The sequence below is a fragment of the Thioalkalivibrio sp. ALMg11 genome (genome assembly GCF_000377905.1).
GTDB lineage: Bacteria > Pseudomonadota > Gammaproteobacteria > Ectothiorhodospirales > Ectothiorhodospiraceae > Thioalkalivibrio.
The window spans coordinates 1-24,191 of sequence record NZ_KB898883.1 but is presented as its reverse complement, the minus strand read 5'-3'; the positions used below and the strand labels follow the sequence as shown (position 1 = coordinate 24,191).

Here is a 24,191-nt window from a genome sequence, read left to right as displayed (position 1 = left end):
GGCCGGATTGCGACTTGCCGGTGGAGAAATGAGACGCCTGTCACAAAGCCTGTGGGTGACGCTGGGCGTCTTCCTGGCGCTGTTGCTCGCCCTGGTCATCGTGATCGTGGTGCTGCGCCTGGCGCTTCCGCACTGGGATGGCCTGCACGCCTGGGTGGAGGATACCGCCAGCGAGCAGCTCGAGCGCGAGGTCACGGCCGCGGGTATCGAGCTCGGTTGGGCCGGCTGGTCACCGGCGCTGGTGGCGCGCGATGTCCGCGTGGCGATGCCGGAAGGTGAACCGGTCGCCATCGACCACCTCGGGGTCGCGCTGAGTGCCGGGGCCAGCCTGCGCAGTCGCCATCCATCCTTCGCAGTACGTGTTCGGGGCGTCGAGCTGCGCCTGGTGCGTCACGCCGACGGACGTTTTTCCCTGCATGGTCGCGAACTTGGCATGGGCGAGGGCCGCTTGCTCACGCTCCCCGTGGAACAGTGGCCGGATGTCGAGGCCGAGGCAATCCGGTTGGTCTGGGATGATCGCAGCGCCGGCCTGGAGTCCGATGCGTGGCTGGACCGCGCAGCCCTGCGCACGGCGCATGACGGGTCGCTGCGGATGTACCTCGAAGGGGTGCTGGATGGCGAGGCCGCGGGCGGGCACTTCGAATTGGGGCTGAAGGCCCCCGCGGCGGATTTGCGTGATGCGCGCTTCTTCCTGCGGGCCGATGCGGTCGACCTGACCACCTGGCAGCCGTGGCTGGCCTACCTCGGCTGGCCCGCGCCCGAGGGCACGGCGGCACTGCGTCTGTGGGGCGGGCTCGACGACGGGCGCATGGCCTGGCTGCGCGGGGAGCATGAAACCACCCTCAACCTGGCCGGAGAACCGGTCGGCCCGGCCATTGGCCATCGCTTTGACTGGCGGGTGCAGGAGGATCGCCACCGCTCGTCCTGGAGCGGGACCCAGCCCGGGTCCGGCGATCTGCGACTCGCCTACCGCCTGGAGGGCAAGCCGGAAGGGCTGGTCGTGGACGCGGTGGAAATGGCCGCGCGCGATCTCGAAGTGGAACCTTACGCGCCGCTGCTCACGCTTCTGCAGGAGGCCGCGCCCGAGCTGGCAGAGCGCATTGCCGACCTGCATCCACGTGGCAACCTGGACTTCGCCCGGCTTGAGGCTCGCCGCGAGGACGGCCGTCTGCAGCCCGTATGGGCGGAGGCCGATGTGCGTGACCTCGGTTGGCGCGCGGCCGATCACGGGCTCGGCGTGCAGGGCGCCGCGGGATACCTGCAATGGCGCCGCGGCGGAGTAGAGCTGCTGCTCGACAGCCGCAACATGCAGATCGACCTGCCGCGTGTGCTGGCCGACCCGGTGGTGCTGGACGCCGCGCGCGGCCGGCTGCGCGCCGAGCGCGATGACGCCGGGCACTGGCGCCTGGCTGGCGAAGGCCTGAATGTCGCCAATGCCCACGCCGCGGTTCGTGGCCGGCTGCGTATGCTGCTGGACGGCCACGAGGCCGGCCCCCGGGTCGATATTGCGATGGATATCCTGCGCGCCGACGGTGACTACACCGCGCGCTACCTGCCGCTTTATCACCTGCCGGATAACACCTACCAGTGGCTGGTCGACAGTATCGTCACGGGGAGTTCCTCCGGCGGCGGCATGGCCTATCGCGGGCGTGGGAAAGACTTCCCGTTCGCCGGCGACGAGGGCGTGTTCGATCTCTGGGCAGATGGTGACTCCGGCATCCTCGACTATCAGGAGGGCTGGCCGCGGGCCGAGAACCTCAGTGGCCGGCTCCTGTTCCACAATGCGAGCTTCCGCGCCGAGGGTGCGCGCGGCCGTATTCTGGACACCGATGTGCGCGACACCCGGATCGGGATCGAGGACATGAAGCATGCGGTCCTTGAACTGGAAGGCACGGCCGAGGGCGATGCGGCGGATCTTCTGGCCTACCTGCGCCAGGCCGAGTTGCTGGAGGAGGCGGCCGAACTCCGTGATCAGGCGCGGCTGGACGGGCCGACCCGGCTGGATCTGTCCCTGACCCTCCCGCTGCAGGAGGGCCGAATGGCTGAGACCCGCGTCGCCGGCGATCTGGACCTGCGGGGTATCCGCGCCGAGGTCTCAGGCTGGCCGACCGTTCTCGAGGCCGTGGAGGGACGGGTCCGCTTCGATACTGCGGATCGCGTGACGGCCGACGGGGTTACCGCGCGGGTTCACGGCGAGACCGTGACCCTGGGGGCGGATTGGCCGCTGGATGGCGAGACGGCGCGGCTCACGGCGCGCGGTCCGCAGCCCCTGGCCCCGTGGCTGGAGGACTTCCCGGAGCTTGCGCCCTATCTCGACGGCTCGGCGCACTGGGATGCCCAGCTGCGCCTCGGCCCGGCGGTGGACGGGGTTCGTCTGGAGTTGCGCTCGGACCTGGTCGGGGTCGCGATCGACTGGCCGGAGCCGATCGGCAAGTCGGCGGACGAGGCCCGCGAGCTGGAGCTGGCGCTGCCGTTGGGGCATGACGGCGCCGGTATCGGCCACCTGACGCTGGGGCAGGTCCTGCGTGCGCACTTGCGCCTGTCACCGGCGGCCGCGCCGGAGGATCCGGCCGCACGGGGTGCCGAGCCGCGTACGGCTGCGCGCGGGATCGGGTTGCAGGCCATGGCGCTGGAGATCGGTGCGCCCCGTGCCAGTGCCCTGGCCCTGCCGGGGGCGGGGGTCTCGGTGCGGGCGCGCCTGCCGGAGTTGGCGGTCGACCCTTGGCTCAAGGCCCTGAGCGAGGCCCCCTGGGGTGGCGATGTGGATCTGGGCGCGGCCAACGATCTCGCCGGGGAAGCCTCGGGAGCGGTCGCGTTGACCCGCCTGGAACTGGATATCCGCGACCGGATCCGCTGGGGCGAGCAGGACCTGCCCGGTGTGCGCTTCCTCGGCCGACGCGGGGATGCGGGCTGGGATCTGGAGGCCACTTCCGACTGGCTGGCGGGCGAGGCCCGCTGGCGCCCGATGGGAGCGGGCGGGCGCGACCGCTTGGAGGCGCATGTGCGCCACCTGGTCCTGGAGGATCTTGAGTGGGGCGGCGAAGCGGACCCCGATCCCGGGGTGAACCCTGTCGCAGTCGGGAGCTTCGAGGACCCGCGCGTGTGGCCGGCCGTGGACTTGACCCTCGACAGCCTGGCGCTGGGGGATTACCGTTTCGCGGATATCGAGCTGGGGCTGGAGCCGCAGCCGAACGGACTGGTCGTCCGGGACCTGGAGCTGCGGACCCCGGAAGGTGACCTGCATCTAGACGCCGTAGGGGGCTGGCGGGTGACCTCCGGCGGTCTGCCGGAGACGCGTCTGGACGTGAGCCTCTCCGGCGGTGACTGGGGCCGGGCGCTCGAGTCGGCGGGGTTGTCTCGTGCGATGGTCGGGGGGGCCGGTGACGGTTCGCTGTCGCTGACCTGGCCGGGGCCGTTCTATGCCCCGCGCCTCGCGCAGCTGGCGGGCTCCATGGAACTCACCCTGGAGGACGGCCGCCTGGCGGATGTCGAGCCGGGCGCCGGACGCCTGCTCGGCCTGGTCAGCCTGGACGTGTTGCCGCGGCGGCTGCGGCTGGATTTCCGCGACGTGTTCACCGAAGGCCTGACCTTCAGCGAGCTGACCGCGGATGCGACACTGCGCGATGGTGATCTCTACGTGCCGGCCCTGCGCATGGAGGGCCCCTCGGCGCGCGTGCGCCTGAGTGGTCGCACCGGGTTGGTGGCGCGCGACTACGATCACGAGATCGTGGTGGTGCCCAGCCTGCGTACCGCGCTGCCGATTGTCGGGGCACTGGTGGGCGGGCCGGTTACCGGGGTCGTGGTGCTGCTTGCGGAACGCGTGCTGGGGATTGGGGATCAGATAGAAGAGGCGGCCCGTGTCGAATATGCGGTGACGGGCCCCTGGGACGACCCGCAGGTGCGCGTGCTGGTGCAACCGGCCGCGGATGCCGAAGGGACTGACAACGACTAACGCCGGTAGGGATCGGCGTTTTCGGGCGCCATAACCGGCCCCGGTAACCAGATGATCGGAGCAACATGACTCAGGTAGCGGCCATCCAGATGGCCTCCGGACCCCAGCCCCAGGCCAATCTTCTGGAGGCGAAGCGACTGTTGCAGGAGGCCGCCGACAAGGGTGCCCGCCTGGCGGTGTTGCCGGAGAACTTTGCCTTCATGGGGATGCAGGACACCGACATCCTCGGGATCGCGGAGGTCGCCGATGGTGCCGGCCCGCTGCAGGCCTTCCTTGCGGAGCAGGCCCGGCGCCTGGGGCTGTGGATCGTCGGCGGGACCATCCCGCTGCAGACCCAGGACCCTGAGCGGGTGCGCTCGGCCTGCCTGGTATTTGACGACCGCGGGCAGCAGGTGGCGCGCTACGACAAGATTCACCTGTTCGATGTGTGCCTGCCGGACAGCACCGAGGCCTACACCGAGTCGAAGGTCTTCGAGCGGGGTGACCAGGTGGTAGTCGTCGATACGCCGGTGGGGCGCATGGGCCTGGCGATCTGCTACGACCTGCGCTTCCCCGAGCTGTTCCGGGCCCTGCTGGACCAGAAGGCGGAATGGGTCGCCCTGCCGGCGGCCTTTACGGCGCAGACCGGGCAGGCACACTGGGATGTACTGTTGCGGGCGCGCGCAATCGAAAACCAGTACTACATGCTCTCGGCGGCCCAGGGCGGCTTCCACGTGAACGGCCGCGAAACCTACGGCCACAGCGCCCTGGTGGACCCCTGGGGTCGGGTCGTGGGCCAGTTGCAGCGCAACCCCGGGGTGCTGCTGGCGAACCTGGACCCGACCCAGGCCGCGCGCATCCGCAGCAGCTTCCCGGCGGTGGATCACCGCCGCCTGCCGTGCCCCGGGGCCATCTGACCAGGAAACGTATCCCCTGAATACCGCGTTTTCCGGGCCGGGGCGGCGATAAACCCGCAACGCCCGCGCGCTTGAAAGCGGACCGCCTGCTTCAAGCTCCATACTGGTATCCATCATGCTGTTCCTTGTTCGATGGATGCGGGACAGCAGATCTACGGAACCCGAGAGGACTTCATGATCGACCGCCTTGCGCAACAGACCCTGCTCGACCCCGCCGGCCTTGGCGAAAGCGAGCTGAGCTCCCTTCTGGGCACCACCTTCGGTCACGGTATCGATGGCGGTGACTGCTACTTCCAGTTCTCCAGCCAGGAGGGGTGGTCGCTGGAGGATGGCATCGTGAAATCCGCGAGCTTCAACATCGAGCGCGGTGTCGGTATCCGCGTGGTGCGTGGCGAGCAGACCGGGTTCGCCTATTCCGACGACATCGCGATGCCGGCCATGCTGGAGGCCGCGAAGACCGCCCGCAGCATTGCCAGTGCCGGGCAGAGCGGGCGCATTGCGGTGGCCTCGCGTTCGTCTTCGCGGCCGGCGCTGTACGCCCCCGACAATCCGCTCGATTCGCTGGGCGAGCAGGCCAAGATCGACCTCCTGAAGGAGGTGGATGCCGTCGCCCGCGCCGAGGATTCCCGCGTGACCCAGGTGATGTGTTCGCTGGCCGGGGTGCACGAGGTGGTGCTGGTACTGAATGCCCGCGGCGAGATGACCACCGACGTGCGCCCGCTGGTGCGCCTGAACGTCCAGGTGATCGTCGAGCAGGGCGGGCGCCGCGAGTCCGGCACCTCCGGTGGCGGCGGCCGTCACGGCTACCAGTACTTCCGCGAGGACGGCCGCGCCGCCGGTTATGCCCGCGAGGCGGTACGCCAGGCCCTGGTGAACCTCGATGCGCGCGACGCGCCGGCCGGCAGCATGAAGGTGGTGCTCGGGCCCGGCTGGCCGGGCATCCTACTGCACGAGGCGATCGGTCATGGGCTGGAGGGCGACTTCAACCGCAAGGGGACCTCGGCGTTTTCCGGACGCATCGGCGAGCAGGTGGCGGCCAAGGGCATCACCATCGTCGACGACGGCACCCTGGAGGGGCGTCGCGGCTCGCTGAACGTGGACGACGAGGGCAATCCGACCCAGCAGACCGTGCTGATCGAGGACGGCGTGCTGCGCGGCTACATGCAGGACGAGATGAATGCCCGCCTGATGGGTACGCAGTCCACCGGCAATGGCCGCCGCGAGTCCTATGCCCGGCTGCCGATGCCGCGCATGACCAATACCTACATGCTGGGCGGCGACGCCGATCCGGAAGAGATCCTGGCCTCGGTGGACGACGGCCTGTACGCGGTCAATTTCGGCGGTGGCCAGGTGGATATCACCTCCGGCAAGTTCGTGTTCTCCGCCTCGGAGGCCTACCGGGTGGAGAACGGCAAGGTGACGTACCCGGTCAAGGGTGCGACTCTGATCGGCAATGGCCCGGATGTCCTGACGCGGGTGTCGATGATCGGGAACGACATGAAGCTCGATTCCGGTGTTGGCACCTGCGGCAAGGAGGGCCAGGGCGTGCCGGTCGGCGTGGGTCAGCCCACGCTGCGTATTGACGGCATGACCGTGGGCGGTACCCAGGCAGCCTGAGGGCCGCGGGGCCCGATGCAACCAAGGAGGCACAGATGAATCTCGATTTTCTCGAACAGGAACGTTCCCTGCCGGAAGGGCATGGCCACGACAAGATCGTCCAGTGGCATGTCTTTCGCGCGCGCGACAAGGCCGAACAGTTCGCCCACCACGTGGAGCTGAGCGAAGGCCAGGACCTGGTGGGCGGCTGGACGCGTGACAGCGTCGGCATGCTCTACTGGGTCGGTGTGCACGTCGACGACCTGGAGCGCTGGGGTAACGCCGGCGCGGTCCACAAGCACGGCGCCCGGGTCGACTAGTTATCCCTTCCCCGGGCCATCCGGCCCGGGGTGTCCTTGTATCGCCCCCAGATCAGTCATCGAGTAGCGGAACCCTGCATGAGTACATCTCCCGAACGCGCCATCCCGGAACCCGTGTCCCAGGAAGACGGGGTCCAGGCCCTGTCCCATTCGCCGGACTCCCTGCAGACGAGGGTTCAGCGCACGCTGGAGGCCGCGCGCGAGCGCGGTGCCTCGGACGTCCAGGCCGTGGTCAGTCACAGCGTCGGGCTGGAGTTGGGGGTGCGCAAGGGCGAGATCGAAACCCTGGAACACGAGCGTGACCAGAGTCTCTCGCTGATCGTCTATTTCGGCCAGTCCAAGGGGGCCGCCTCTACCACCGATTTCAGTGACCAGGCCCTGATCGACACCGTCGAGGCGGCCTGCCGCATCGCCCGCTACACCGAGCCGGACCCGTACGCCGGGATGCCCGATCCCGCGTTCAAGGCGAGCGAGTGGGACGACCTTGACCTGGATCACCCCTGGGGCTGCAGCGCCGCCGAGGCGACCGAGCTGGCCCGTACCATCGAGGCCGCCGGCTTCGCGGCGGATGAACGGATCGAGAACTCCGAGGGTGCCAGCGTCAGCACGCGGCGGGCCATTGCGTTTCTCGGCGACAGCCAGGGGTTCATGGGTGGCTATCGCAGCACCCGGCACTCCCTGTCCTGCGCGCTGGTGGCGCGCGACGCAGCAGGCATGCAGCGCGACTACGCCTATACCGTCGCACGCCACGCGGAGGACCTGACCGCCGCCGAGCAGGTCGGGCGCGAGGCCGCCGAGCGCACCGTGCGCCGGCTGGGCGGGCGCAAGCTGTCGACCCGCAACTGCCCGGTGCTGTTTGCCCCGGAAATGGCGCGCACCCTGATCGGCAGTTTCACCCGTGCGATCGCCGGCCCGTCCCAGTACCGCGAGAGCTCGTTCCTGCTGAATGCCATCGGCGAGAACGTGTTCCCCGGGTGGATGCAGATCGAGGAACGCCCGCAGACCCCGCGCGCGCTGGGTAGCGCCCCGTTCGACGGGGAGGGCGTGCGCACCCGCAATCGCCCGTTGATTGCCGACGGCGTGCTGCAGAGCTATACCCTCGACAGCTACGCCGGTCGGCGTCTGGGTCTCGAGGCCACTGGCAACGCCGGGGGCGCACGCAACGTGACCGTGGCCCCGGGCGACAAGGACTTCGCCGCCCTGCTGGCCGAGATGGGGACCGGTTTCCTGGTCACCGAGCTGATCGGCCAGGGGGTGAACCCGGTGACCGGCGACTATTCCCGCGGGGCCGCCGGCTTCTGGGTGGAAAACGGCGAGCTGCAGTATCCGGTGGAGGAGATCACCATCGCCGGCAACCTGAAGGACATGTTCCAGCGGATGGCGGCGGTGGGTACCGACGTCGACCGCCGCGGCAACATCCACACCGGCTCCATCCTGGTTGAATCCATGATGGTGGCCGGCGACTGAACGGCTCTTTCCGGTCTGCCTGTACGGGCATGACCGGCCGTTTCCCCGCATCACCCGCCCTGCTACTCTCGCCTCGGGGCTGCATGGCCCCGTGACTCGCGACCGTCCGCCCTCCGCAATACGGTCGTATCCCGGTGGCGAAAGGACCCGCTGATTCGTGCGATGGTGACCACCGTCAGCCATGGCGGGCAGGTGGTGCCGGCCGAGGTCGAGCTGCTGCGAGTGATGGCGGCATCGCTGCATGTCCCGCTACCGCTGGCGCCGGAGGGGCTGTTTGATAGTCTGGAGTAGCGGGTCGCGTGCGATTAAGGGTGGGGTGGGGGCTCCGCGCAACGCCTTGGTCGCGGTCGGTGATGCGTCGAGACCGTGTTCGGCAGGCCAAAATCACCTGAACCCAAATTAAATGACCATTCAAGCGGCGGATAACAAACGGTTTTCCGGGCGCATATCAAGAAAATCCGAAAAAACACTTTCAATCGAGAGCGGTTTGGGAGGACAATAGCCTCGAGGTAACGGTAACAGGCTCCATGCAGCACCAGGCGACACCCCGAAAGGGGCGTTAAGATTCGCAGTTCCGGTCCCGGTTAGTTTGGGGCCGCGTAGAATCACGATCAAGTTCCATCGTCGTTCGGTTGCCCTCCAGTCTCTCCTCCCCTCGAAAACCCAATCTATTATGAACAAGCAGAGGTAACCGAAATGGCTACAGGTACAGTGAAGTGGTTTAGCGACGAAAAAGGCTTTGGCTTTATTACCCCGTCTGATGGCTCCAAGGACGTCTTCGTCCATCACAGCGCCATCCAGGGTAGCGGCTTCAAGTCGCTGGCCGAAGGCCAGAGCGTCTCGTTTGACGTCGAGCAGGGCCAGAAGGGCCCGGCCGCCGCGAACGTCGAAGCGCAGTAAGACAACCCCGGCGCGCAAGCGCCAGGTTGAGAGAGCCCCGCCTAGTGCGGGGCTTTTTTTGTGGTGCGCCAGGCATGGCGCGTAGCGCCGTTTAGACGCTATCCGGTTAGCCGTGGTGGCTGGCTGGATGACTCGGGGTGAGAGTCCCCTATGGACCCTGATAGCGGGAACCGCTAGTGGGCCATGCGGTTAATAAGGTAACGCTCAGAGCCACTGTGCTGGCGCGAATCAAGGCGCGTTTCGCAGGGAATGGCAGCGTCCTTGCCAAGAAACGCAACGCCGAGTCGCGCCAGCACAGTGACTCCCGAAGGGCCGTCGCATAAGCGCCGTGGGCTGCGTTCCGCTCGCTTGAATGGGCGAAGGCCAGTCCTGCGCTTGCGCGCCTTGCCCACAACGCTTGTGCGACGGCTGAGCGTTACCTTATTAACCGCATGGCCCACTAGTTGAACAGCAAGGGTGTCCGCCGCGAGGCGGAATCTGAAGGAAGCTGTAGGCAAACTCCTGGCCCCACGAACAGGAACCGCATAGGAGGCAGCCACATCTGGGCGAGAGGGCCATGAAAGTTGAAGCCCAATAGCTATCCAGGAGATGTGGAAGTAGATGCGGCGGGTAGATGGGAGGAAGGTCGCGCGTCTTACCCTGGTAGTCCTGCTCGCCTGCGGCAGGCTACCGACACTGTGAGGTGTCGGGATGGGCGAACAGGAGTCAGCAGAGGCCATAGTAGGCTCTCTAACCAAGAGTTGAAGGGCTGAACCTGTCACGAGTGGACAGTTGATCGCATCTCTGATGCGTATGAGCAGATGCCTCCCCGGAGGGCTCGCGATAACGGTATGGCGGGCCGGAAGCCCAAAGACTGTCGAGGCGCTCACAGCACACAGGCGGTGAATTCAGTGGAACGAAGCTCAGCCCAATAATGGGAGGCAAGAACCGCCGAGGTATGGATCCGTTTGCCCGGTGGTGTGAGAGGACGCGGGAGGCAACTCCCCCTCCTACTCGATTGCGATCAGGGCGCGCGGAGCGGGATGTCCCCTGCGGTGCCAAATCGCGAGTGAGCGTGCACCTAATACGCCGTTTGGCGTGACAAAGCCCCCGTGACGTGGTTCTGAGACGCCGATCAATGCAGGCGATCGTGTTGGCGCCCGGATCAGAAGATCATCTCGATCCCGAGGCCCAGGGCCCAGGCCTCGCGCCGGTCCGGATCGCGATCGCCGCGAGGCCAGAAATGCCCGAGTATGACCTCGCCGATTAGCCAGTCGCGGTAGACGGGCTGGCGATAGATCCCGCGCAGGCCATATTCACGCACCTTCACCGGTCGGGCGGTTTCGCCATTCGCTAGCGCCTCCAGCGAGATCTCCCGCTCCGGTCCGAAGGTCTGGAACACCCCCATGGCGGTGGACCAGGCCGCTCCGCGCGTCTCCGAGCTGACGGTCGCGGAATTGCGCCAGCGAAACGCGCGGCGCTCGGTGAGTGCATGGGCCAGGTCGAGCGAGCTGGTTGCCCCGATACCGTCGCCGGTTGACACGAACAGCGTCTCGCGAAAATCCAGCGTGGTGGCGTCGGTCGGCCAGAAGATCCGGCGATAACGGGCCTGAGCATACGGCTTGTAGCCGCCGCGGATGCCGAGACGCAGGTCGACATGTTCGCGCAGGTGATAGCCGAGCCCGCCGAAATAGGTCTGGTCCTCGTCACGGTCCTCCGGCAGCAGGAGCTGCGCGCGCGAGAAAGTCTCCGGCTGGTCCTGCACCAGTTCGTCCTCCGCGCCGCGGCCGACGAACAAATAGACCCGTTCGTTCACGTTGGGCATGGTCACGTCCAGCCGGAACCGCGTGGAGGCCTTGAACCCCTTGTCCTCGCGGTGGAGCCCGCCGATCTGGATGCGACCACCCGCCTCGCCGCCGCTGTCGTCGAACGGCTTGTCGCCGAACCAGCCATCCACGTTGCGGACCAGCCAGTAGGTCAGGTCGCGCGTGCCCTCGCGTGTCTGGTGCAGCCACTGATGACTGGATTCCCCGGTGCCGATGTCCTCGCTGGCGTTTGCCGTCACGCAGAGCAGAAGTATCAGGATCAGGACCAGGACCGGAGATCGGCGCATGCGGTAAACGTCGGCTTGAAGGGTAGGGACGAGGGCGCTCGGATGCTGGACCGCGCGCAGCATTGCCGATCATTCTACGATTAATCCGCGCCCTGGTTGGCATTCATGGACCGCGGTGGATGCGGAGAATGGCCTGGGCGTGCGCGCCCTACGATCACTCCATGGGGCGGTTGGGGTGATGTTGTGTTCCGAGGCGGGGTCGCTGCGTGGATGCAAGACCGATTCGGCTGGCCGGTCCGATGGCCACTGTGCACGCCGAAGAGGCGCCCTCGCGAGCACCTTTCCGGGCACGAGACGCCGATAACGCTGGCCCGCGGGCTGACCCTGAATGGCGTGATCGAATATCGGATCTGTCAGGCCGGCGCGGCGCGTCGCGGCTACGCCCCGGAGGACTTCCACGGCTTCGCGAGCGTCGTCCCGATGGCCGATGCCGAGATCGTCCGCCTGCAACAGCAGGAGGGCTACGGGTACATGCGTTAGGGCGACGCTGCCCCTTGTACCCGCTCGAGTCGGTGCCCCATGTTTTGCGCGACCGGACGCGGTTGTGCTGGCCCGTTTCCACCCGTGGTGCGCCACGCTGGATCGGGGAACGCGGGGTATCAATCCCGCAAGTCATTGAATGACCGGGTTCGGCCAATTTCCCCACTGACGGCGTTGCGGTTCGCGAAGAAAGCTCGGCTACACTGAGCGCACCACGCCGTGTCAGCACGAAAAATCGACTCGAGCGCGAACGTGTATGTGGGGCCGTGCGTCCCCGGCGCATCAAAAGGGCATTCGATGACGGACGATAGAACGGCAAGGGAAGGATTTCTGCACGAGTTGGCGCAGACGAACGTGCTCGAGGAGATCTGGCAGCACTTCCCGGAGAACATGTTCCTGATTCGGGTCGAAGGCCCGGATTTCGTGGTCGAGGCATCCAACGCGAAGATGCAACAGCTGTTCGCGCAGGACTGCATCGGCCATCGCCTGCACGACATCCTGCCGTGGCCGGTCGCGGAGCAGGTGGTCGCGCACTACCGCGACTGCTTGCGCCAGGATGCGCCCCTGCGTTACGAGGAACATGCGGCCTTTCGCGACGGCGATGGAGTCGAAAAGGAAGGGCGCTGGCTCACCCTGTTGTTGCCCGTGCATGACACGCAGGGCGCCATCACGCACTTGTTCGGAATCTCCCAGGATGTCACCGAGTTGCGCCTGGCGCGTGAGGACCTGGAGCGCTACAGCCACAACCTGGAGGCCGTGGTCGAGGAGCGCACGCAGGCCCTGAACCAGGCCAACCGCGAGCTCCAGGAGGCCAATCGGCGGCTGGAAAAACTCGCGTCCTGCGACCCCCTCACCGGGGTCGGCAATCGCCGGCACTTTCAGGCACGGGTCGAAAGCGAGATGGAGCGCGCCCGCCGCCACGGCAGTCCCCTTTCGCTGTTGATGTTCGATCTCGACGGCTTCAAGCGGGTCAACGACGAAGTGGGACACGCGGCCGGCGACGCCATGCTGAAGCGGGTCACTGCGACCACGCAGGCAACCCTGCGCGACGCGGACCTCCTCGGGCGCTATGGCGGGGACGAATTCGTCGTCCTGCTCCCGGACACCCTGCTGGCAGACGCCCGGCGGATGGCCGAGCGCCTGCAGACGCTGGTGCAGGAACAGGTAGACATCTCCATCAGTGTCGGCGCGGCCGGCTTTCTCGCCGACGACACCCATCTCGAGCACCTCGTCCAGCGTGCGGACACCGAACTCCTGGCCGCCAAACGTACCCGGGCTGAACGCCAGGGAGACGCTGATTGAATCAACGTCTCCCTGGCCTCTGATCAGGAGGTCGTACGGTCGGGTTGCCTCAGAGACCGAAGATCTCGCCCTTGAGGTTCCACTTGGAGGCGAGGGTCTCGGTGGCGTTGAGGAACTCCTCGGCGCGAGTGGGGTGGTTCCACTGGCCCTTGGCGATCCAGGCGAGCGCGGTATCACGGTCCGGTGCCAGCGACAGGATGTGGATCAGCTCGCTGGCGTCGGCACCGATCACTTCGCCACCCAGCAGGGCCCCGGTGTCCATGTCGCCGATCAGGCGCACGAAGCCCTCCGGCTCGTCCTGGCCCAGGGCGCGCGGGGAGGTCTCGAAGGCGGCGAAGCCGACCGCGGGTTCCAGTTCCTCGTCCTCGGCGTCGTCCTCGTCCATGCCCAGGCGGGCCATCTCCACCGCGGAGTAGATCGCGATCGGGACGAAGCGCTCGTCCTGCTCGCGGGTGTTGCCGTTCTGGATGTTCTCGACCGCGATGGTCGCATCCGCCAGGGCATGGTTGGCGGTCATCCAGTCGGTGGCTACGTCGCCGATGGCGTAGATGTTGTCGACGTCGGTCTGGAGGGTGGGGCGGCGCTGGACGAAGCCGCGGCGGTCGGTCTTCACGCCGACCGTGTCTAGGTTCAGACCCTCGGTATGCGGGGTGCGCCCGGTGCCGAGCAGGACCCAGTCGACCTCGAAGCGGGTGCCTTCGCTGTCGGTGATGGTGACGCCGTCGTCGGACATCTCGACCTTCTCGTAGCCCTTCACCCGGACCGGCTCGACGCCGTCCTCGGTCAGGCGTTCCTTCAGCGTGCCCAGTGCCTGGGGGCTGAACTTCTGTCCGGACAGCGGTTTGGAACGGCTCAGCCAGGTGACGTCCTTGCCGAGGTGGTGGAAGATCCAGGCGAATTCGGTGGCGACCACGCCGGAGCCGATGATGGCGACGCGCTGTCCGGCCGGGGGCTTGTCGTCGAATAGCATGTCGGTGGTGAGGACGCGGCCGGGCTCGGTCTTGAACGGTTCCGGCACGCTGGCGGTGGCGCCGGTGGCGATGATGGTGTGCCGGGCGCTCACGACCTCGGTGCCGTCGTCTGTGACGACCTCCAGGGTCTCGGCGTCGCGGAAGCTCGCGCTGCCGTGGCGGTACTGGATTTTGAGATGCTTCATGTAGCCGAGGTAGGAGTTGCGCACCTCGGTGACCACGTCCTTCTGGTGTTCCCAGGCCTTGCCCATGTCGGCGCTGAGGCTGCCGCTGATGCCACGGCCCTCGAAGTGGCGCTGGGCGGCAACCGTGCGTGCGGTGTGGTACCAGTCCTTCTTGGGCACGCAGCCGCGGTTGAGGCAGCAGCCGCCCCAGTCGCCTTTTTCGATGATGACGACGTTCAGTCCGCGCAGGGCGCCCAGGACGGCAGCACGATAGCCCCCGGGGCCACTGCCGATGATGGCCAGGTCAAAGGTTTCGCTCATGGTGGTTACTCGTCGGTCAGATCAATGATCGGGTCGTGCCATTCCAGTTGCGTGAGATTCAGTTCGAACACGCGGCCGTCGGCCTCGTAGTCGAAGCGCACCGGCACATGGCGCAGCTCGCGGGCGAACCAGGCGGACAGGGCGACATCGCTGTCGTCCGTGCGGCGATCGATGCGGATGGTCTCGACCCGGCCGATCGGGGAGTCCATGGTCTCGCGCCCGGCGTATTCGAAGCGGTATTCGCGCAGGCGGTCGCGTTCCAGGGCCTGGATGGTTTCGCGATCCCCTTCGCTGGACAGCTCGCCACTCTCCAGGCGCTGCATCATCAGATACAGCGAGCCGAGGAAGTCCAGGGTCTGCGGCGGCACCTCGAGATCGAAGCGTTCGCCGTTGATGGTGCCGATCGCGCGGTTGGCCTCCCAGTCGAAGCGGGTCTCGACCTTGCGCTCGCGGCGCGGGGTGATCTGCTGGCTGCGCGATTGCACCAGCTGCAAATCGCCGTTTCGGCTGTTCATCAGGGCCTCGCGGCTCAGCTCGAAACGCCCGAGGATGCGCAGGAAACCGGAGACATGGGCGTCCATCGCCATGCGGGTCTGCACGTCTTCGTGATTGAGCGTGATGCGCGCCTTGAGCGTGTTGCCCATGGCGTTGGCCTCGTAACTGGCGGTGTAGGGCGGGATTGGGCTCAGGTCGCGCTCCGCGGCCGCGGGGGCGGCCAGCAGTGCCAGCAGCAGGGCGATTGCGAGTCGGAACATGGGGGTTCTAGCCGACCGGGTGCGGTGGGCGGCTCCGGGCGTCAGGGCCTGAAACATCGTGGGTGTCCTCGTCGAGTTGCAGCGGCGCCTCAAGCGGCGAGCCGTCGGCTTGCAGGATCCGCCCGGACCACTGAATTTCACCTGAACACACCCGGCGCACGGCCTCGGGGTACAGCCGATGCTCGGCCCGTTGCACGCGGGCGGCCAGGGTGTCGGGGGTGTCGTTGGGGTCGACCGGCACGCGGGCCTGCATGATGACCGGGCCGCCGTCCAGTTCCGGGGTAACAAAGTGCACGCTGGCGCCGTGTTCGGGCTCGCCATCGGCCAGGGCGCGGGCATGGGTATCCAGGCCACGGTACTTCGGCAGCAGCGACGGGTGAATGTTCAGCATCCGGCCGGTGAAGCGGTCCACAAAACCGGGGGTCAGGATGCGCATGAAGCCGGCCAGGATGACCAGGTCGGGGGCATAGTCCTCGATGGCGGTGGCCAGGTCGGCGTCAAAGGCCTCGCGCGAGGGGTAGTCGCGGTGGTTCAGTACCCGGTGCGGGATGTGATGCTGTTCGGCAAAGCCCAGCCCGGCGGCATCCGGGCGGTTGCTGATGACGCCGACAATCTGCGCCGGGATGCGGTCCTGCTCGCAGGCCTCGATCAGTGCGCCGAGGTTGCTGCCACGCCCGGAGATCAGTACTACCAGGCGCTTCGGGGTCTCGGCCGATTGCCCGGCGGGGACGCTCATGCGGCGGCGTAGGAGACGCTTGGCTGGTAGTCGTCGCGTTCCTGGATCACGCCGATCGGCCAGCTGCGGATGCCGGCGCGAGCCAGCTGCGCGCTGGCGGCCTCGACCCGGTCCTCGGGGAGGATCACGGTCATGCCGATGCCGCAGTTGAAGGTGCGCAGCATCTCCTCGTCGGCGATGTCGCCGGCCTGCTGCAGCCACTGGAACACCGGCGGGCGGGCCCAGCTGTCCGGGTCGATGCGTGCCCCCAGGTGATCCGGCAGCACGCGCGGAATATTCTCGGTCAGACCACCGCCGGTGATATGCGCCATCGCGTGCACCGGGAACTGCTGCAGCAGTTCCAGCAGCGGGCGTACGTAGATCCGGGTGGGGGCCATCAGTGCCTCGCCGAGGGTGACCCCGTCGGCGCCCGGCAACGGGGCGTCCAGGCCGGCGCCGGAGTGTTCCAGCACGCGGCGGATCAGGGAATACCCGTTGGAGTGCGGCCCGCTGGCCTCGAGTCCCAGGACCACATCGCCCGCGGTGACCTGGCTGCCGTCGATCAGGGCGGCCTTCTCGGCGATGCCGACCGCGAAGCCGGCCACGTCGTAATCCTCGCCCTGGTACATCCCGGGCATCTCGGCCGTCTCGCCGCCGATCAGCGCACAACCGGCCTGTTCGCAGCCCTCGGCGATGCCGGTGACCACGTCGGCGGCGATATCCACGTCCAGGTGGCCGGTGGCGTAGTAGTCGAGGAAGAACAGCGGCTCGGCGCCCTGGACCACGATGTCGTTCACGCACATCGCGACCAGATCGATGCCGATGCTGTCGTGACGACCGGTCTCCTGGGCCAGGCGCAGCTTGGTGCCGACGCCGTCGGTGCCGGAGACCAGGACCGGCTGCTTGTAGCGATCCATCGGCAGCTCGAACAGGGCGCCGAAGCCCCCCAGTCCGGCCATGACGCCGGGGCGCCGGGTGCGCGCCGCGTGCGGCTTGATGCGTTCGACCAGCTCGGCGCCGGCCTCGATGTCGACACCGGCCTCGCGGTAGGTCAGGCCTGAACGGGATTCGGACATGGGTTCCCCGATGTTTGACGACCGCGCGCCGTGGCGGTCTCACAGAACCCGGCATGGTAGCGAGCCGGGTGCGGGCGTGCAAAGAAGACGGTACGGTCCGGGCCGCATTTAGCCGCTTTCCTCAGGGGCTTCGGCGCGGTGGGCTGTGGTATTTTGTGGCGCTTGTCGAACAATTGAACGCAACCATGTCAATGCATCCCCGAACGCATTCGCGCCTGGCTATGCTGCTGGGTCTTTTCCTCCTCGTGCTGGGCCCGGCGGCCGCGGCCGATGGCCCGGTAGTGGTGACGGTCACGGCCGAGGACGAGTCCACGGCCCTGGAGCAGGGCCTGGAACAGGCGCTGGTGCGCCTGGCCGGGCTGCGCTCGGAGCCGGTGCTGGAACTGGTCGAGGCGTTGCTGGACGCCCGTGACGACGCGGGCTGGATCGCGGCCCTGGAGCGCCGGCAGCAGGTAGAGGGCGATTCCTACCGCCTGGAGTTCGACCGCTTCCGTCTGCGCACCGCGCTGCGCGATGCCGGGGTGCCATCCGTGCTCGGGGAGCGTCCGGGGCTGCTGGTCTGGGCCGTCCACGAGCGGGGCGGGCAGCGCGACCTGCTCGGGGATGCCGTGGACGGTCCGGGCATTCTCTCCGCGCTGGGGGGGCTGGCCGCGGCGCGCGACATGCCGCTGTTGTTCCCCCTGGGCGACCTTCAGGACCGCCGCGCGGCCCAGCCATCCGACATCGTCGGCGGCGTGACCGAGCCGCTGGTGGAGGCGGCGCGTCGCTACAACGCAGATGGTGTCGTGCTGCTGCATGTGCGCGAGACCGCGAGCGGGACGGAGGCGCGGGCGATTGCCGTGCACGATGGCCGCGAATATCGCAGCTCGGCGAGCGGGGAGAATCCCGGTGCTGCGGCGCACGACGCGGTGGCCCGAGGGCTGGATCAGGTGGCCGAACGCCTGGCGCGTGTGGCTGCCGAGCCGGAATGGCTGCGTCTGGGCTTTGCCGGGGTTCATGGCTATGTGGCCTTCGAGCGCCTGCGCGCCGAACTGACGCGGTTGCAGGCGGTGGAGACCGCGCGCCTGGATTCACTGGCCGGCGACAGCGTGGTGCTGCAGGTCCGTACTGGACTCGAGCAGGATGATCTGATCGATCTGCTGCGTGGCTCCGGCTTCGCGCGGGCCGAGACGCCCGAGGACGCCGCCGGGGCCGATGCCTGGCTGGACCGGCGCTAATCCGCGCCGGCCTCCGTTAGCGCCTCCTTGAATCGAATGTTCCCTCGCCACCAGATCCCCAACGCCGTCACCATTGGCCGGATCGCGCTGATTCCGCCGATCGTCTGGTTGCTGGCGCTGGAGCACTACGTAGTGGCGGTGGTGCTGCTGGCGATCGCCGGGCTGAGTGATGCCCTGGATGGCTGGTTGGTGCGGCGCTACGGCTGGCACACGCGGCTCGGGGCCTGGCTGGACCCGGCAGCGGACAAGCTGCTGATGCTGGGGGTCTACGTCGCGGTGACGCTGTCCGGGCTGCTGCCGGTGTGGCTGCTGGTGCTGGTGGTCGGGCGCGATGTCTGGCTGACCGTGGGCTCCGCGCTGTACCGGGTGTTCGTCGGCCCGCTGGCGATCCGGCCGCTCCTGATCAGCAAGGTGAACACCTTCCTTCAGATCACGCTCGTGCTGGTGGCCATCGTGAAGGTCGGTCTGCTGGCGCTGGATCCGATCTGGGTGCAACTGCTGGTGATCGTCGTGGCCTTCACCACCGTGGCCAGTGGGCTGGCCTATACCGTGCAATGGGGGTTTCATGCCTGGCGTCACCTGCACGGACACACGAACTCGGCAGGGACCTCGGGGAGGACGCCATGAATCCGGATACCCGTGACCGTGTCTGGCCGCTTTCGGCCGCCCCGCTGGCTGCCCTGGTTGGGCTGTTGGTCCTTGGCGGAGCGCTGTACCTGCTGGCGCCCATCCTCACGCCCTTCGTCGCAGCCCTTCTGATCGGCTACCTGTTCAACCCGCTGGTGACCCGGCTGGTTGCGCGCACAGGGCGTTCGCGCACCCTGGCGACCGTCGTGATCTTCCTACTGGTGATGCTGGGGTTGGCGGCGCTGATCCTGATCCTGATCCCGCTGGCGATCGCCCAGTTCGAGCGGCTTACGCTGGCGATGCCGCAGATCCTCGGCTGGTTCGACGATCAGGTGCGCCCGTGGCTGGAGGATCTGGCCGGGGATTCCCTGCCGCCGCTGGACGCCAGCGCGCTGCAGGGGCTGGTGGCCGACCACTGGCGCGAGGCCGGCGGGCTGGCCGGGGGCGTGCTGCAATGGATCGGCAGCTCTACCGGCGCGCTGGTGCTGGGGGTGCTCAACGTGGTCCTGATCCCGGTGGTGAGCTTCTACCTGCTGCGCGACTGGCCGCGGTTGCTGGACGGCCTGCGTGATCTACTGCCGCAGGCCTGGCGCCCGGCGGTGCTGACCTTCGCCGCGGAGTCGGACGAGACCCTGGGTGCCTTCCTGCGCGGGCAGTTGCTGGTGATGCTGGCGCTCGGCCTGTTCTACGCCGTCACCCTGACCGTGGTGGGAATCGAGATGGGACTGGCGATCGGCCTGATCGCGGGGCTGGTGAGCTTCATTCCCTATGTCGGCGTGATCGTTGGCGTGCTGTTGGCCACCGCGGCGGCGCTGGTGCAGGGCGACGGCTGGAGCCTGCTACTGATCGTGCTGGTGATCTTCGCCATTGCCCAGGTGCTGGAGTCCATGGTCCTGACGCCCTGGCTGGTGGGGGACCGTACCGGGCTGCACCCGGTCGCGGTGATTTTTGCCGTGCTGGCGGGCGGCCAGCTGTTCGGGTTCTTCGGCGTGCTGCTGGCGTTGCCGGTGGCGGCGGTCCTGGCCGTGGGTGTGCGCCATACCCTGGCGCACTACCGGCGGCTGAATGCCGGGGATGCGGCAGGCGATACGGGGGGCGGAGGCTCATGACGGCGGGGCAGGGGGACAATGCCGCGCCGCAGCGCCAGCTCCCGCTGGATCTGCGCTTGCGCGACGCCTCGCGCTTTTCCAGCTTCTATCCGGGTGGCAACCGCCTCGCACGGGACGCGGTGGAGGCCCTCTCGATTGGGACCGGGATGACCGAGCCACAGATCCTGTTGCACGGCCCGGCGGGCCTGGGCAAGACCCATCTGCTGCAGGCCGCCTGCCACCAGGGCCACGAACGCGGTGAGCCCGTGGTCTATCTGCCGCTGGCCGAACTGGTGACCGCGCCGCCGCTGGCGGTACTGGATGGGCTGGAGCGCGCCCGCCTGGTTGCGCTGGACGATCTCGACGCGGTGGTCGGCCAGGGCGATTGGGACGAGGCCCTGTTCGGGCTGCTGAATCGACTTCGCGATGGTGGCTGCCGGGTGCTGCTGGCGGCCGCGCACGCGCCGGACGGGCTGGGCAGTCGCCTGCCGGATCTGACTTCGCGTCTCGCCTGGGGGCCGGTGTTCCGCCTGCAGGCACCGGAGGAGGAGGACCTCAAGCGCATCCTCGCCCAGCGCGCCGTGCTGCGCGGGCTGGAGTTGCCGGAGGCGGTGGCCGAATACCTGCTGCGCCACTACCGCCGCGACCTGGTGGCCCTTCTGGAACTGCTCGACCGCCTGGACCTGGCCGCCCTGGCCGAACAGCGGCGCCTGACGATCCCCTTCGTCCGCGATCAACTCGCGCGTTTGTGATTTTCACCACGAAGCGCACGAAGGCACGAAGAAGGGCCAGGGCGAGTCACAGGAAATAGAATGGTTGTGGATGGCGTTCCGTGGGCGCGAGGACCTTCAGGGCCGCCACCCCCGTTGCCCGTCATCCCGGCCGGAGCGCAGCGCAGAGCCGGGATCTCTGGTGCAGGAAAACCACCGTGGGGAGATCCCGGATCACCGCTGCGCGGTGTCCGGGATGACGGAAATGGGCGGGTCACTGCACACTGCGACGGCGTTCCGGGCGATCGACGCCAACCAATAAGTCCTTTCTTCCGTCATGCCTGCCTTTCAGCAAAAAACGCCCTTGACGTGGCTCGCCTTCGTGCCTTCGTGGTGGATAGCAACGTCAGGAAGCCTTCTGGCGGGCGCGGCGGGCGTCCAGCTTGACGTAGAGCAGGCAGCCGGCGAACCAGGCGAGGCTGGTCGCAGTCATTAGCGCGCCGTAGATCCGGGCGTCGGCGCCCGCGGCCAGCGTGATGCCCAGGGTGATGTAGGCCAGCGCCAGCAGGCTGGACCAGGCATGGGTGTAGCGCCGCCCGTGCAGCATGCCGCGCAGTGGGAACATCAGCGGCAGGACCAGCACGACCAGTGCCACCGAGATCGGCACGATCTCCGGCGGGTCGATCCAGGTCGTCCAGACCAGGATCACGCCCAGCAGGCCGAAGTAGGCGATCAGCGCCAGCGCCCGGGCCGCGAGGATCATGCGTCGTCTCCGGCCTGGAGTCGCAGTGCAATGCGGCCGACGCGTTCGCCCAGCGCGCCGGCAATACGCTGTTCGTCGCGCGTGACCGGGTGTTCGCCCTGGCCCCCCGCGACGTGGCTGGCGCCATAGGGCGAGCCGCCGCTCGTGGTGGTGCTCAGTTCCGGCACGGTGTAGGGCACGCCGACCCACAGCATCCCCTGGTGGATGAGCGGAAGGGCCATGGTCAGCAGGGTGGTCTCCTGCCCGCCGTGCTGGGTGGCGGTGCTGGTGAACAGCCCGAACGGACGGTCCACCAGCCCGCCGCTGGCCCAGAGACCGCTGGTGCCATCGAGGAAGTGTTTCAGCGGCGCGGCCATGTTGCCGAAGCGGGTGGGCGAGCCCATCACCAGCCCGGCGCATTCCTCGAGGTCGCAGCTCTCCGCGTAGGGCGGGCCGTCGGCGGGCACCGCCGGGGCGTCGCCGGTGATGTTAGTGCTCACCGCCGGTACGGTGCGCACGCGGGCGACCGCACCGGCGCGCTCGACGCCACTGGCCACGTGCCGGGCCAGTTCCGCGGTTGCGCCGTAGCGGCTGTAGTACAGCACCAGGATCTCGGGGGCCGCGCTCACGACAGGATCTCCAGTACCTGTTCCGGCGGTCGCCCGATACGGGCGTGGTCGCCGTGAACGAGGATTGGGCGCTCGATCAGTTTCGGATGCTGGACCATGGTCTGGATCAGCGCCTCGTCGTCCATCTCGGCATCCTTCAGGCCCAGTTCGCGGTATTCGGCCTCGCCGGTGCGCAGAAGGTCGCGCGGCGCAATGCCGAGCTTGTCCACGATCGCGCGCAGGGTGGCCGCGTCCGGCGGGGTCTTCAGGTATTCGACGATCTGCGGCTCCACCCCCTGCTCGCGCAGCAGCTCCAGGGTCGCGCGGGACTTGCTGCAGCGCGGGTTGTGGTACAGCGTAGGGGCATCGGACATGAATCCACTCCGGAGGACAACGGTGACGGAACCCAATGATAACCATGCCCGCCGCTGGCGTGTGAGCGGCCAGGTGCAGGGCGTGTTCTTCCGCGCGTCCACCCGCGACGAGGCGCAGCGCCTGGGCCTGGCCGGCTACGCCCGCAACGAGCCGGACGGCAGTGTCGAGGTCCTGGCCGTGGGGCCGCGCATCGCCCTGGACGAGTTGGAGGAGTGGCTGGCCGAAGGGCCGCGCCAGGCGCGGGTCGACGCGGTGGAGGCCGAGGAGGTCGCGCCGCCCGAACCCCCGCCCGGGGCATTCGGCACGGGTTGATGCGGTGCCACTTGTATCGGTGGTGCGTCAGTAGCGCCGGACGGGACGGCTCGGCGGCGGGGTGACCTGGACATAGGCACGCACGTCGCGCAGCCGGTGGGGGCCGTCCGAACGAATGCGGGTCTCGGCCCCCTGCATCCAGGCACCGTCCCAGGCCACGCGCGCGGCCCCGGTGCGGGAATGGCGCGGAAGATCGATCAGCAGCAGGCCGTCATCGAAGGCGACCTCGAGTTCGCCGCGATAACGTTCGGCTTGGACCTCGATCGTGCGGGCCTCGCCGCTGGCGAGGGTAAAGGACGTCGGCTCCAGCGCCCGGTCGCGCCCGCCGATGCGCAGGGTGCCGCCGTGCAGGCTCACGCGGATCAGATCCCCGGGCAGTCCGGCCTCGCCGCTGCGGATGGCGGCGACCTGCGCCGCGCGTTCGGCTGCCAGCGCCGCCTCCTGTTCAGCCTCGGCCTGCAGGCGGGACTCGCGCGCCTTCTGCACCGATTCCCAGGCGCGGATGGCCTCCACGCGCTCGGTCTCGCCCATCGCGTCCCACTGTTCCTCGCTCACCCCGTAGATCCGCGGGCTGCAGGCGATGAGCAAGAGAAGCGGCAGCAAGATGACTGCAAGGGAAGGCAGGTTGCGCATGATCGGGGGTCTCGGTTGGTCGGACAGTCAGTCTCGGCGATGCCTGCTGTACTGTCCCTGAACCGAACGCATGTCGAGGGTCCCGAGGTCAGGCGGCGTCGAAGCGGATGGGTTGGACCGGGTCAAGATCGACCCGCTTGCGAGCGCACCAGAGATCGTGCGCATCCTGCATCGCGAGCCAGCTTTCAGCCGTTCGTCCCAACGCCTTCGATAGTCGCAGGGCCATTTCCGGGGTGATGCCGCTCGACCCCTTCAGGATCCGTCCAAGCGTCGACGGGGCCACGTCGAGCCGCTCGGCCAGCCGACGGGCGCTGAGGTCGAAAGGCTCCAGATACACCTCGCGGATGAACTCGCCGGGATGCGGCGGATTGTGCATGTGGGCGGTGCTTTCCATCAGTGGTAGTCCTCGTAATCCAGCAGATACGCTTGGCCATCACGAAACTCGAACGTCAATCGCCAGTTGCCGCTGACCCTGATCGACCAGCGTGGTGGATCGAGTCCTAGGGAAACACTGATTAATGAACACGCTCGCGTTGGCACCCCAGGTTTTCCGAGACAAGGCGCGTCGTGCAGCGGGTAGTGGTTCTACCCGCAATCGGCGCAACGCAGGATCGGGGAACCTGGGGTGCCAACCCCACAAGCCGATGAATGCAGGGGCTCGGCCGCTTTCGCGTGCGCACGGCGTTGCGGTTCCCTTGTGCAGAATGACTGCACGGCAGTCACCGCGCCTTGTTCGCACGCGAAAGCGACTCGAGCGCGAGCGTGTTCATTAATCAGTGTTTCCCTAGTGTGCTTTAACAATAGTTCATTATACAATATAGGCCATGGGTTGATCTCCGTTTAAGAGGGGGCGTGATGGCTCAACGTGGTCG

General features: G+C 67.7%; 24 protein-coding genes and 1 pseudogene. 14 read left to right on the top strand and 11 right to left on the bottom strand.

Going from position 1 to position 24,191, the window contains the following annotated elements; translation table 11 throughout:
* Positions 1-28: 28 nt before the first annotated feature.
* The 7 genes from D578_RS0114435 to D578_RS0114405 all read left to right on the top strand — a co-directional run bounded on the left by D578_RS0114435 (position 29) and on the right by D578_RS0114405 (position 9,131).
* Entirely contained in the window at positions 29-3,952 is a 3,924-nt protein-coding gene (locus tag D578_RS0114435) for a YhdP family protein (RefSeq protein WP_042798486.1), read from the top strand.
* Between the two features lie 65 nt (positions 3,953-4,017).
* Positions 4,018-4,848 carry a carbon-nitrogen hydrolase family protein gene (locus D578_RS0114430; protein WP_018950636.1) on the top strand — a complete coding sequence of 277 codons (831 nt, stop codon included), beginning with the start codon at positions 4,018-4,020 and terminating at the stop codon, positions 4,846-4,848.
* A 174-nt stretch (positions 4,849-5,022) separates the two neighbouring features.
* Positions 5,023-6,465, top strand: a complete 1,443-nt coding sequence (gene tldD, locus D578_RS0114425; protein ID WP_026289374.1) for a metalloprotease TldD — start codon at positions 5,023-5,025, stop codon at positions 6,463-6,465.
* 35 nt (positions 6,466-6,500) lie between these two features.
* Positions 6,501-6,764, top strand: a complete 264-nt coding sequence (locus D578_RS0114420) for a hypothetical protein (protein ID WP_018143927.1) — start codon at positions 6,501-6,503, stop codon at positions 6,762-6,764.
* A gap of 78 nt (positions 6,765-6,842) precedes the next feature.
* The gene (pmbA, locus tag D578_RS0114415) at positions 6,843-8,231 is read left to right on the top strand and encodes a metalloprotease PmbA (protein WP_018950634.1); all 1,389 of its coding nucleotides are present in this window, start codon (positions 6,843-6,845) and stop codon (positions 8,229-8,231) included.
* 162 nt (positions 8,232-8,393) lie between these two features.
* Positions 8,394-8,522, top strand: coding sequence for a hypothetical protein (locus D578_RS16265; RefSeq protein ID WP_018950633.1), 129 nt, complete (start codon positions 8,394-8,396; stop codon positions 8,520-8,522).
* A 405-nt stretch (positions 8,523-8,927) separates the two neighbouring features.
* Positions 8,928-9,131, top strand: coding sequence for a cold-shock protein (locus tag D578_RS0114405; RefSeq protein ID WP_018143924.1), 204 nt, complete (start codon positions 8,928-8,930; stop codon positions 9,129-9,131).
* 1,144 nt (positions 9,132-10,275) lie between these two features.
* Here the strand turns inward: D578_RS0114405 and D578_RS0114400 are convergent.
* Positions 10,276-11,286 (bottom strand): hypothetical protein, encoded by a 1,011-nt coding sequence (locus D578_RS0114400; RefSeq protein ID WP_018950632.1) that lies wholly within the window; start codon positions 11,284-11,286, stop codon positions 10,276-10,278.
* A gap of 207 nt (positions 11,287-11,493) precedes the next feature.
* On the opposite strand from D578_RS0114400, the pseudogene D578_RS15990 reads away from it, so the two are divergent.
* Together D578_RS15990 and D578_RS0114390 are read left to right on the top strand one after the other, a co-directional pair.
* Positions 11,494-11,703 (top strand): annotated as a pseudogene (locus tag D578_RS15990) (hypothetical protein); the annotation flags it as partial.
* Between the two features lie 339 nt (positions 11,704-12,042).
* Positions 12,043-13,005 carry a diguanylate cyclase gene (locus D578_RS0114390; RefSeq protein WP_018950630.1) on the top strand — a complete coding sequence of 321 codons (963 nt, stop codon included), beginning with the start codon at positions 12,043-12,045 and terminating at the stop codon, positions 13,003-13,005.
* 49 nt (positions 13,006-13,054) lie between these two features.
* Here D578_RS0114390 and D578_RS0114385 read toward each other — a convergent pair whose 3' ends face one another.
* From D578_RS0114385 to purM, 4 genes are read right to left on the bottom strand one after another with little or no spacing between them, the layout of a single operon-like run.
* The gene (locus D578_RS0114385; protein ID WP_018950629.1) at positions 13,055-14,461 is read right to left on the bottom strand and encodes an NAD(P)/FAD-dependent oxidoreductase; all 1,407 of its coding nucleotides are present in this window, start codon (positions 14,459-14,461) and stop codon (positions 13,055-13,057) included.
* A gap of 5 nt (positions 14,462-14,466) precedes the next feature.
* On the bottom strand, positions 14,467-15,216 hold the full coding sequence (locus D578_RS0114380; RefSeq protein ID WP_018950628.1) for a DUF3108 domain-containing protein: 750 nt from the start codon (positions 15,214-15,216) through the stop codon (positions 14,467-14,469).
* Positions 15,217-15,223: 7 nt separating this feature from the next.
* Positions 15,224-15,952: a phosphoribosylglycinamide formyltransferase gene (gene purN / locus D578_RS0114375; protein WP_018950627.1), complete on the bottom strand. Its 729-nt coding sequence runs from the start codon at positions 15,950-15,952 to the stop codon at positions 15,224-15,226.
* Positions 15,949-17,007, bottom strand: coding sequence for a phosphoribosylformylglycinamidine cyclo-ligase (gene purM, locus D578_RS0114370; RefSeq protein WP_018950626.1), 1,059 nt, complete (start codon positions 17,005-17,007; stop codon positions 15,949-15,951). Before purM ends, purN begins: the two co-directional genes overlap by 4 nt.
* A gap of 185 nt (positions 17,008-17,192) precedes the next feature.
* On the opposite strand from purM, the gene D578_RS0114365 reads away from it, so the two are divergent.
* From D578_RS0114365 to hda, 4 genes are read left to right on the top strand one after another with little or no spacing between them, the layout of a single operon-like run.
* Entirely contained in the window at positions 17,193-18,224 is a 1,032-nt protein-coding gene (locus tag D578_RS0114365) for a DUF2066 domain-containing protein (protein WP_026289373.1), read from the top strand.
* Between the two features lie 36 nt (positions 18,225-18,260).
* Entirely contained in the window at positions 18,261-18,851 is a 591-nt protein-coding gene (locus D578_RS0114360) for a CDP-alcohol phosphatidyltransferase family protein (RefSeq protein ID WP_018950624.1), read from the top strand.
* On the top strand, positions 18,848-19,960 hold the full coding sequence (locus tag D578_RS0114355; RefSeq protein ID WP_018950623.1) for an AI-2E family transporter: 1,113 nt from the start codon (positions 18,848-18,850) through the stop codon (positions 19,958-19,960). The genes D578_RS0114360 and D578_RS0114355 overlap by 4 nt, the downstream gene beginning before the upstream one ends.
* A complete protein-coding gene (gene hda / locus D578_RS0114350) occupies positions 19,957-20,691 on the top strand; it encodes a DnaA regulatory inactivator Hda (RefSeq protein WP_018950622.1) in 735 nt (244 codons plus the stop codon). The genes D578_RS0114355 and hda overlap by 4 nt, the downstream gene beginning before the upstream one ends.
* Positions 20,692-21,055: 364 nt before the next feature.
* On the opposite strand, the gene D578_RS0114340 is transcribed toward hda, so the two are convergent.
* The 3 genes from D578_RS0114340 to arsC are packed head-to-tail and all read right to left on the bottom strand — an operon-like array spanning position 21,056 to position 22,373.
* A complete protein-coding gene (locus D578_RS0114340) occupies positions 21,056-21,412 on the bottom strand; it encodes a DUF2069 domain-containing protein (protein WP_018950620.1) in 357 nt (118 codons plus the stop codon).
* Positions 21,409-22,020 (bottom strand): NAD(P)H:quinone oxidoreductase, encoded by a 612-nt coding sequence (wrbA, locus tag D578_RS0114335; protein WP_018950619.1) that lies wholly within the window; start codon positions 22,018-22,020, stop codon positions 21,409-21,411. Before wrbA ends, D578_RS0114340 begins: the two co-directional genes overlap by 4 nt.
* Entirely contained in the window at positions 22,017-22,373 is a 357-nt protein-coding gene (gene arsC, locus D578_RS0114330; protein WP_018950618.1) for an arsenate reductase (glutaredoxin), read from the bottom strand. The genes wrbA and arsC overlap by 4 nt, the downstream gene beginning before the upstream one ends.
* Before the next feature lie 22 nt (positions 22,374-22,395).
* Here arsC and D578_RS0114325 point away from each other — a divergent pair, with 22 nt between their 5' ends.
* A complete protein-coding gene (locus tag D578_RS0114325) occupies positions 22,396-22,686 on the top strand; it encodes an acylphosphatase (RefSeq protein WP_018950617.1) in 291 nt (96 codons plus the stop codon).
* Between the two features lie 27 nt (positions 22,687-22,713).
* On the opposite strand, the gene D578_RS0114320 is transcribed toward D578_RS0114325, so the two are convergent.
* The 3 genes from D578_RS0114320 to D578_RS16225 form a co-directional block, all read right to left on the bottom strand.
* Positions 22,714-23,319, bottom strand: a complete 606-nt coding sequence (locus tag D578_RS0114320; protein ID WP_018950616.1) for a hypothetical protein — start codon at positions 23,317-23,319, stop codon at positions 22,714-22,716.
* Between the two features lie 88 nt (positions 23,320-23,407).
* Positions 23,408-23,713 carry a HigA family addiction module antitoxin gene (locus D578_RS0114315; protein ID WP_018950615.1) on the bottom strand — a complete coding sequence of 102 codons (306 nt, stop codon included), beginning with the start codon at positions 23,711-23,713 and terminating at the stop codon, positions 23,408-23,410.
* Positions 23,713-23,859, bottom strand: a complete 147-nt coding sequence (locus D578_RS16225; RefSeq protein WP_231364132.1) for a type II toxin-antitoxin system RelE/ParE family toxin — start codon at positions 23,857-23,859, stop codon at positions 23,713-23,715. The genes D578_RS0114315 and D578_RS16225 overlap by 1 nt, the downstream gene beginning before the upstream one ends.
* Positions 23,860-24,191 lie beyond the last annotated feature (332 nt).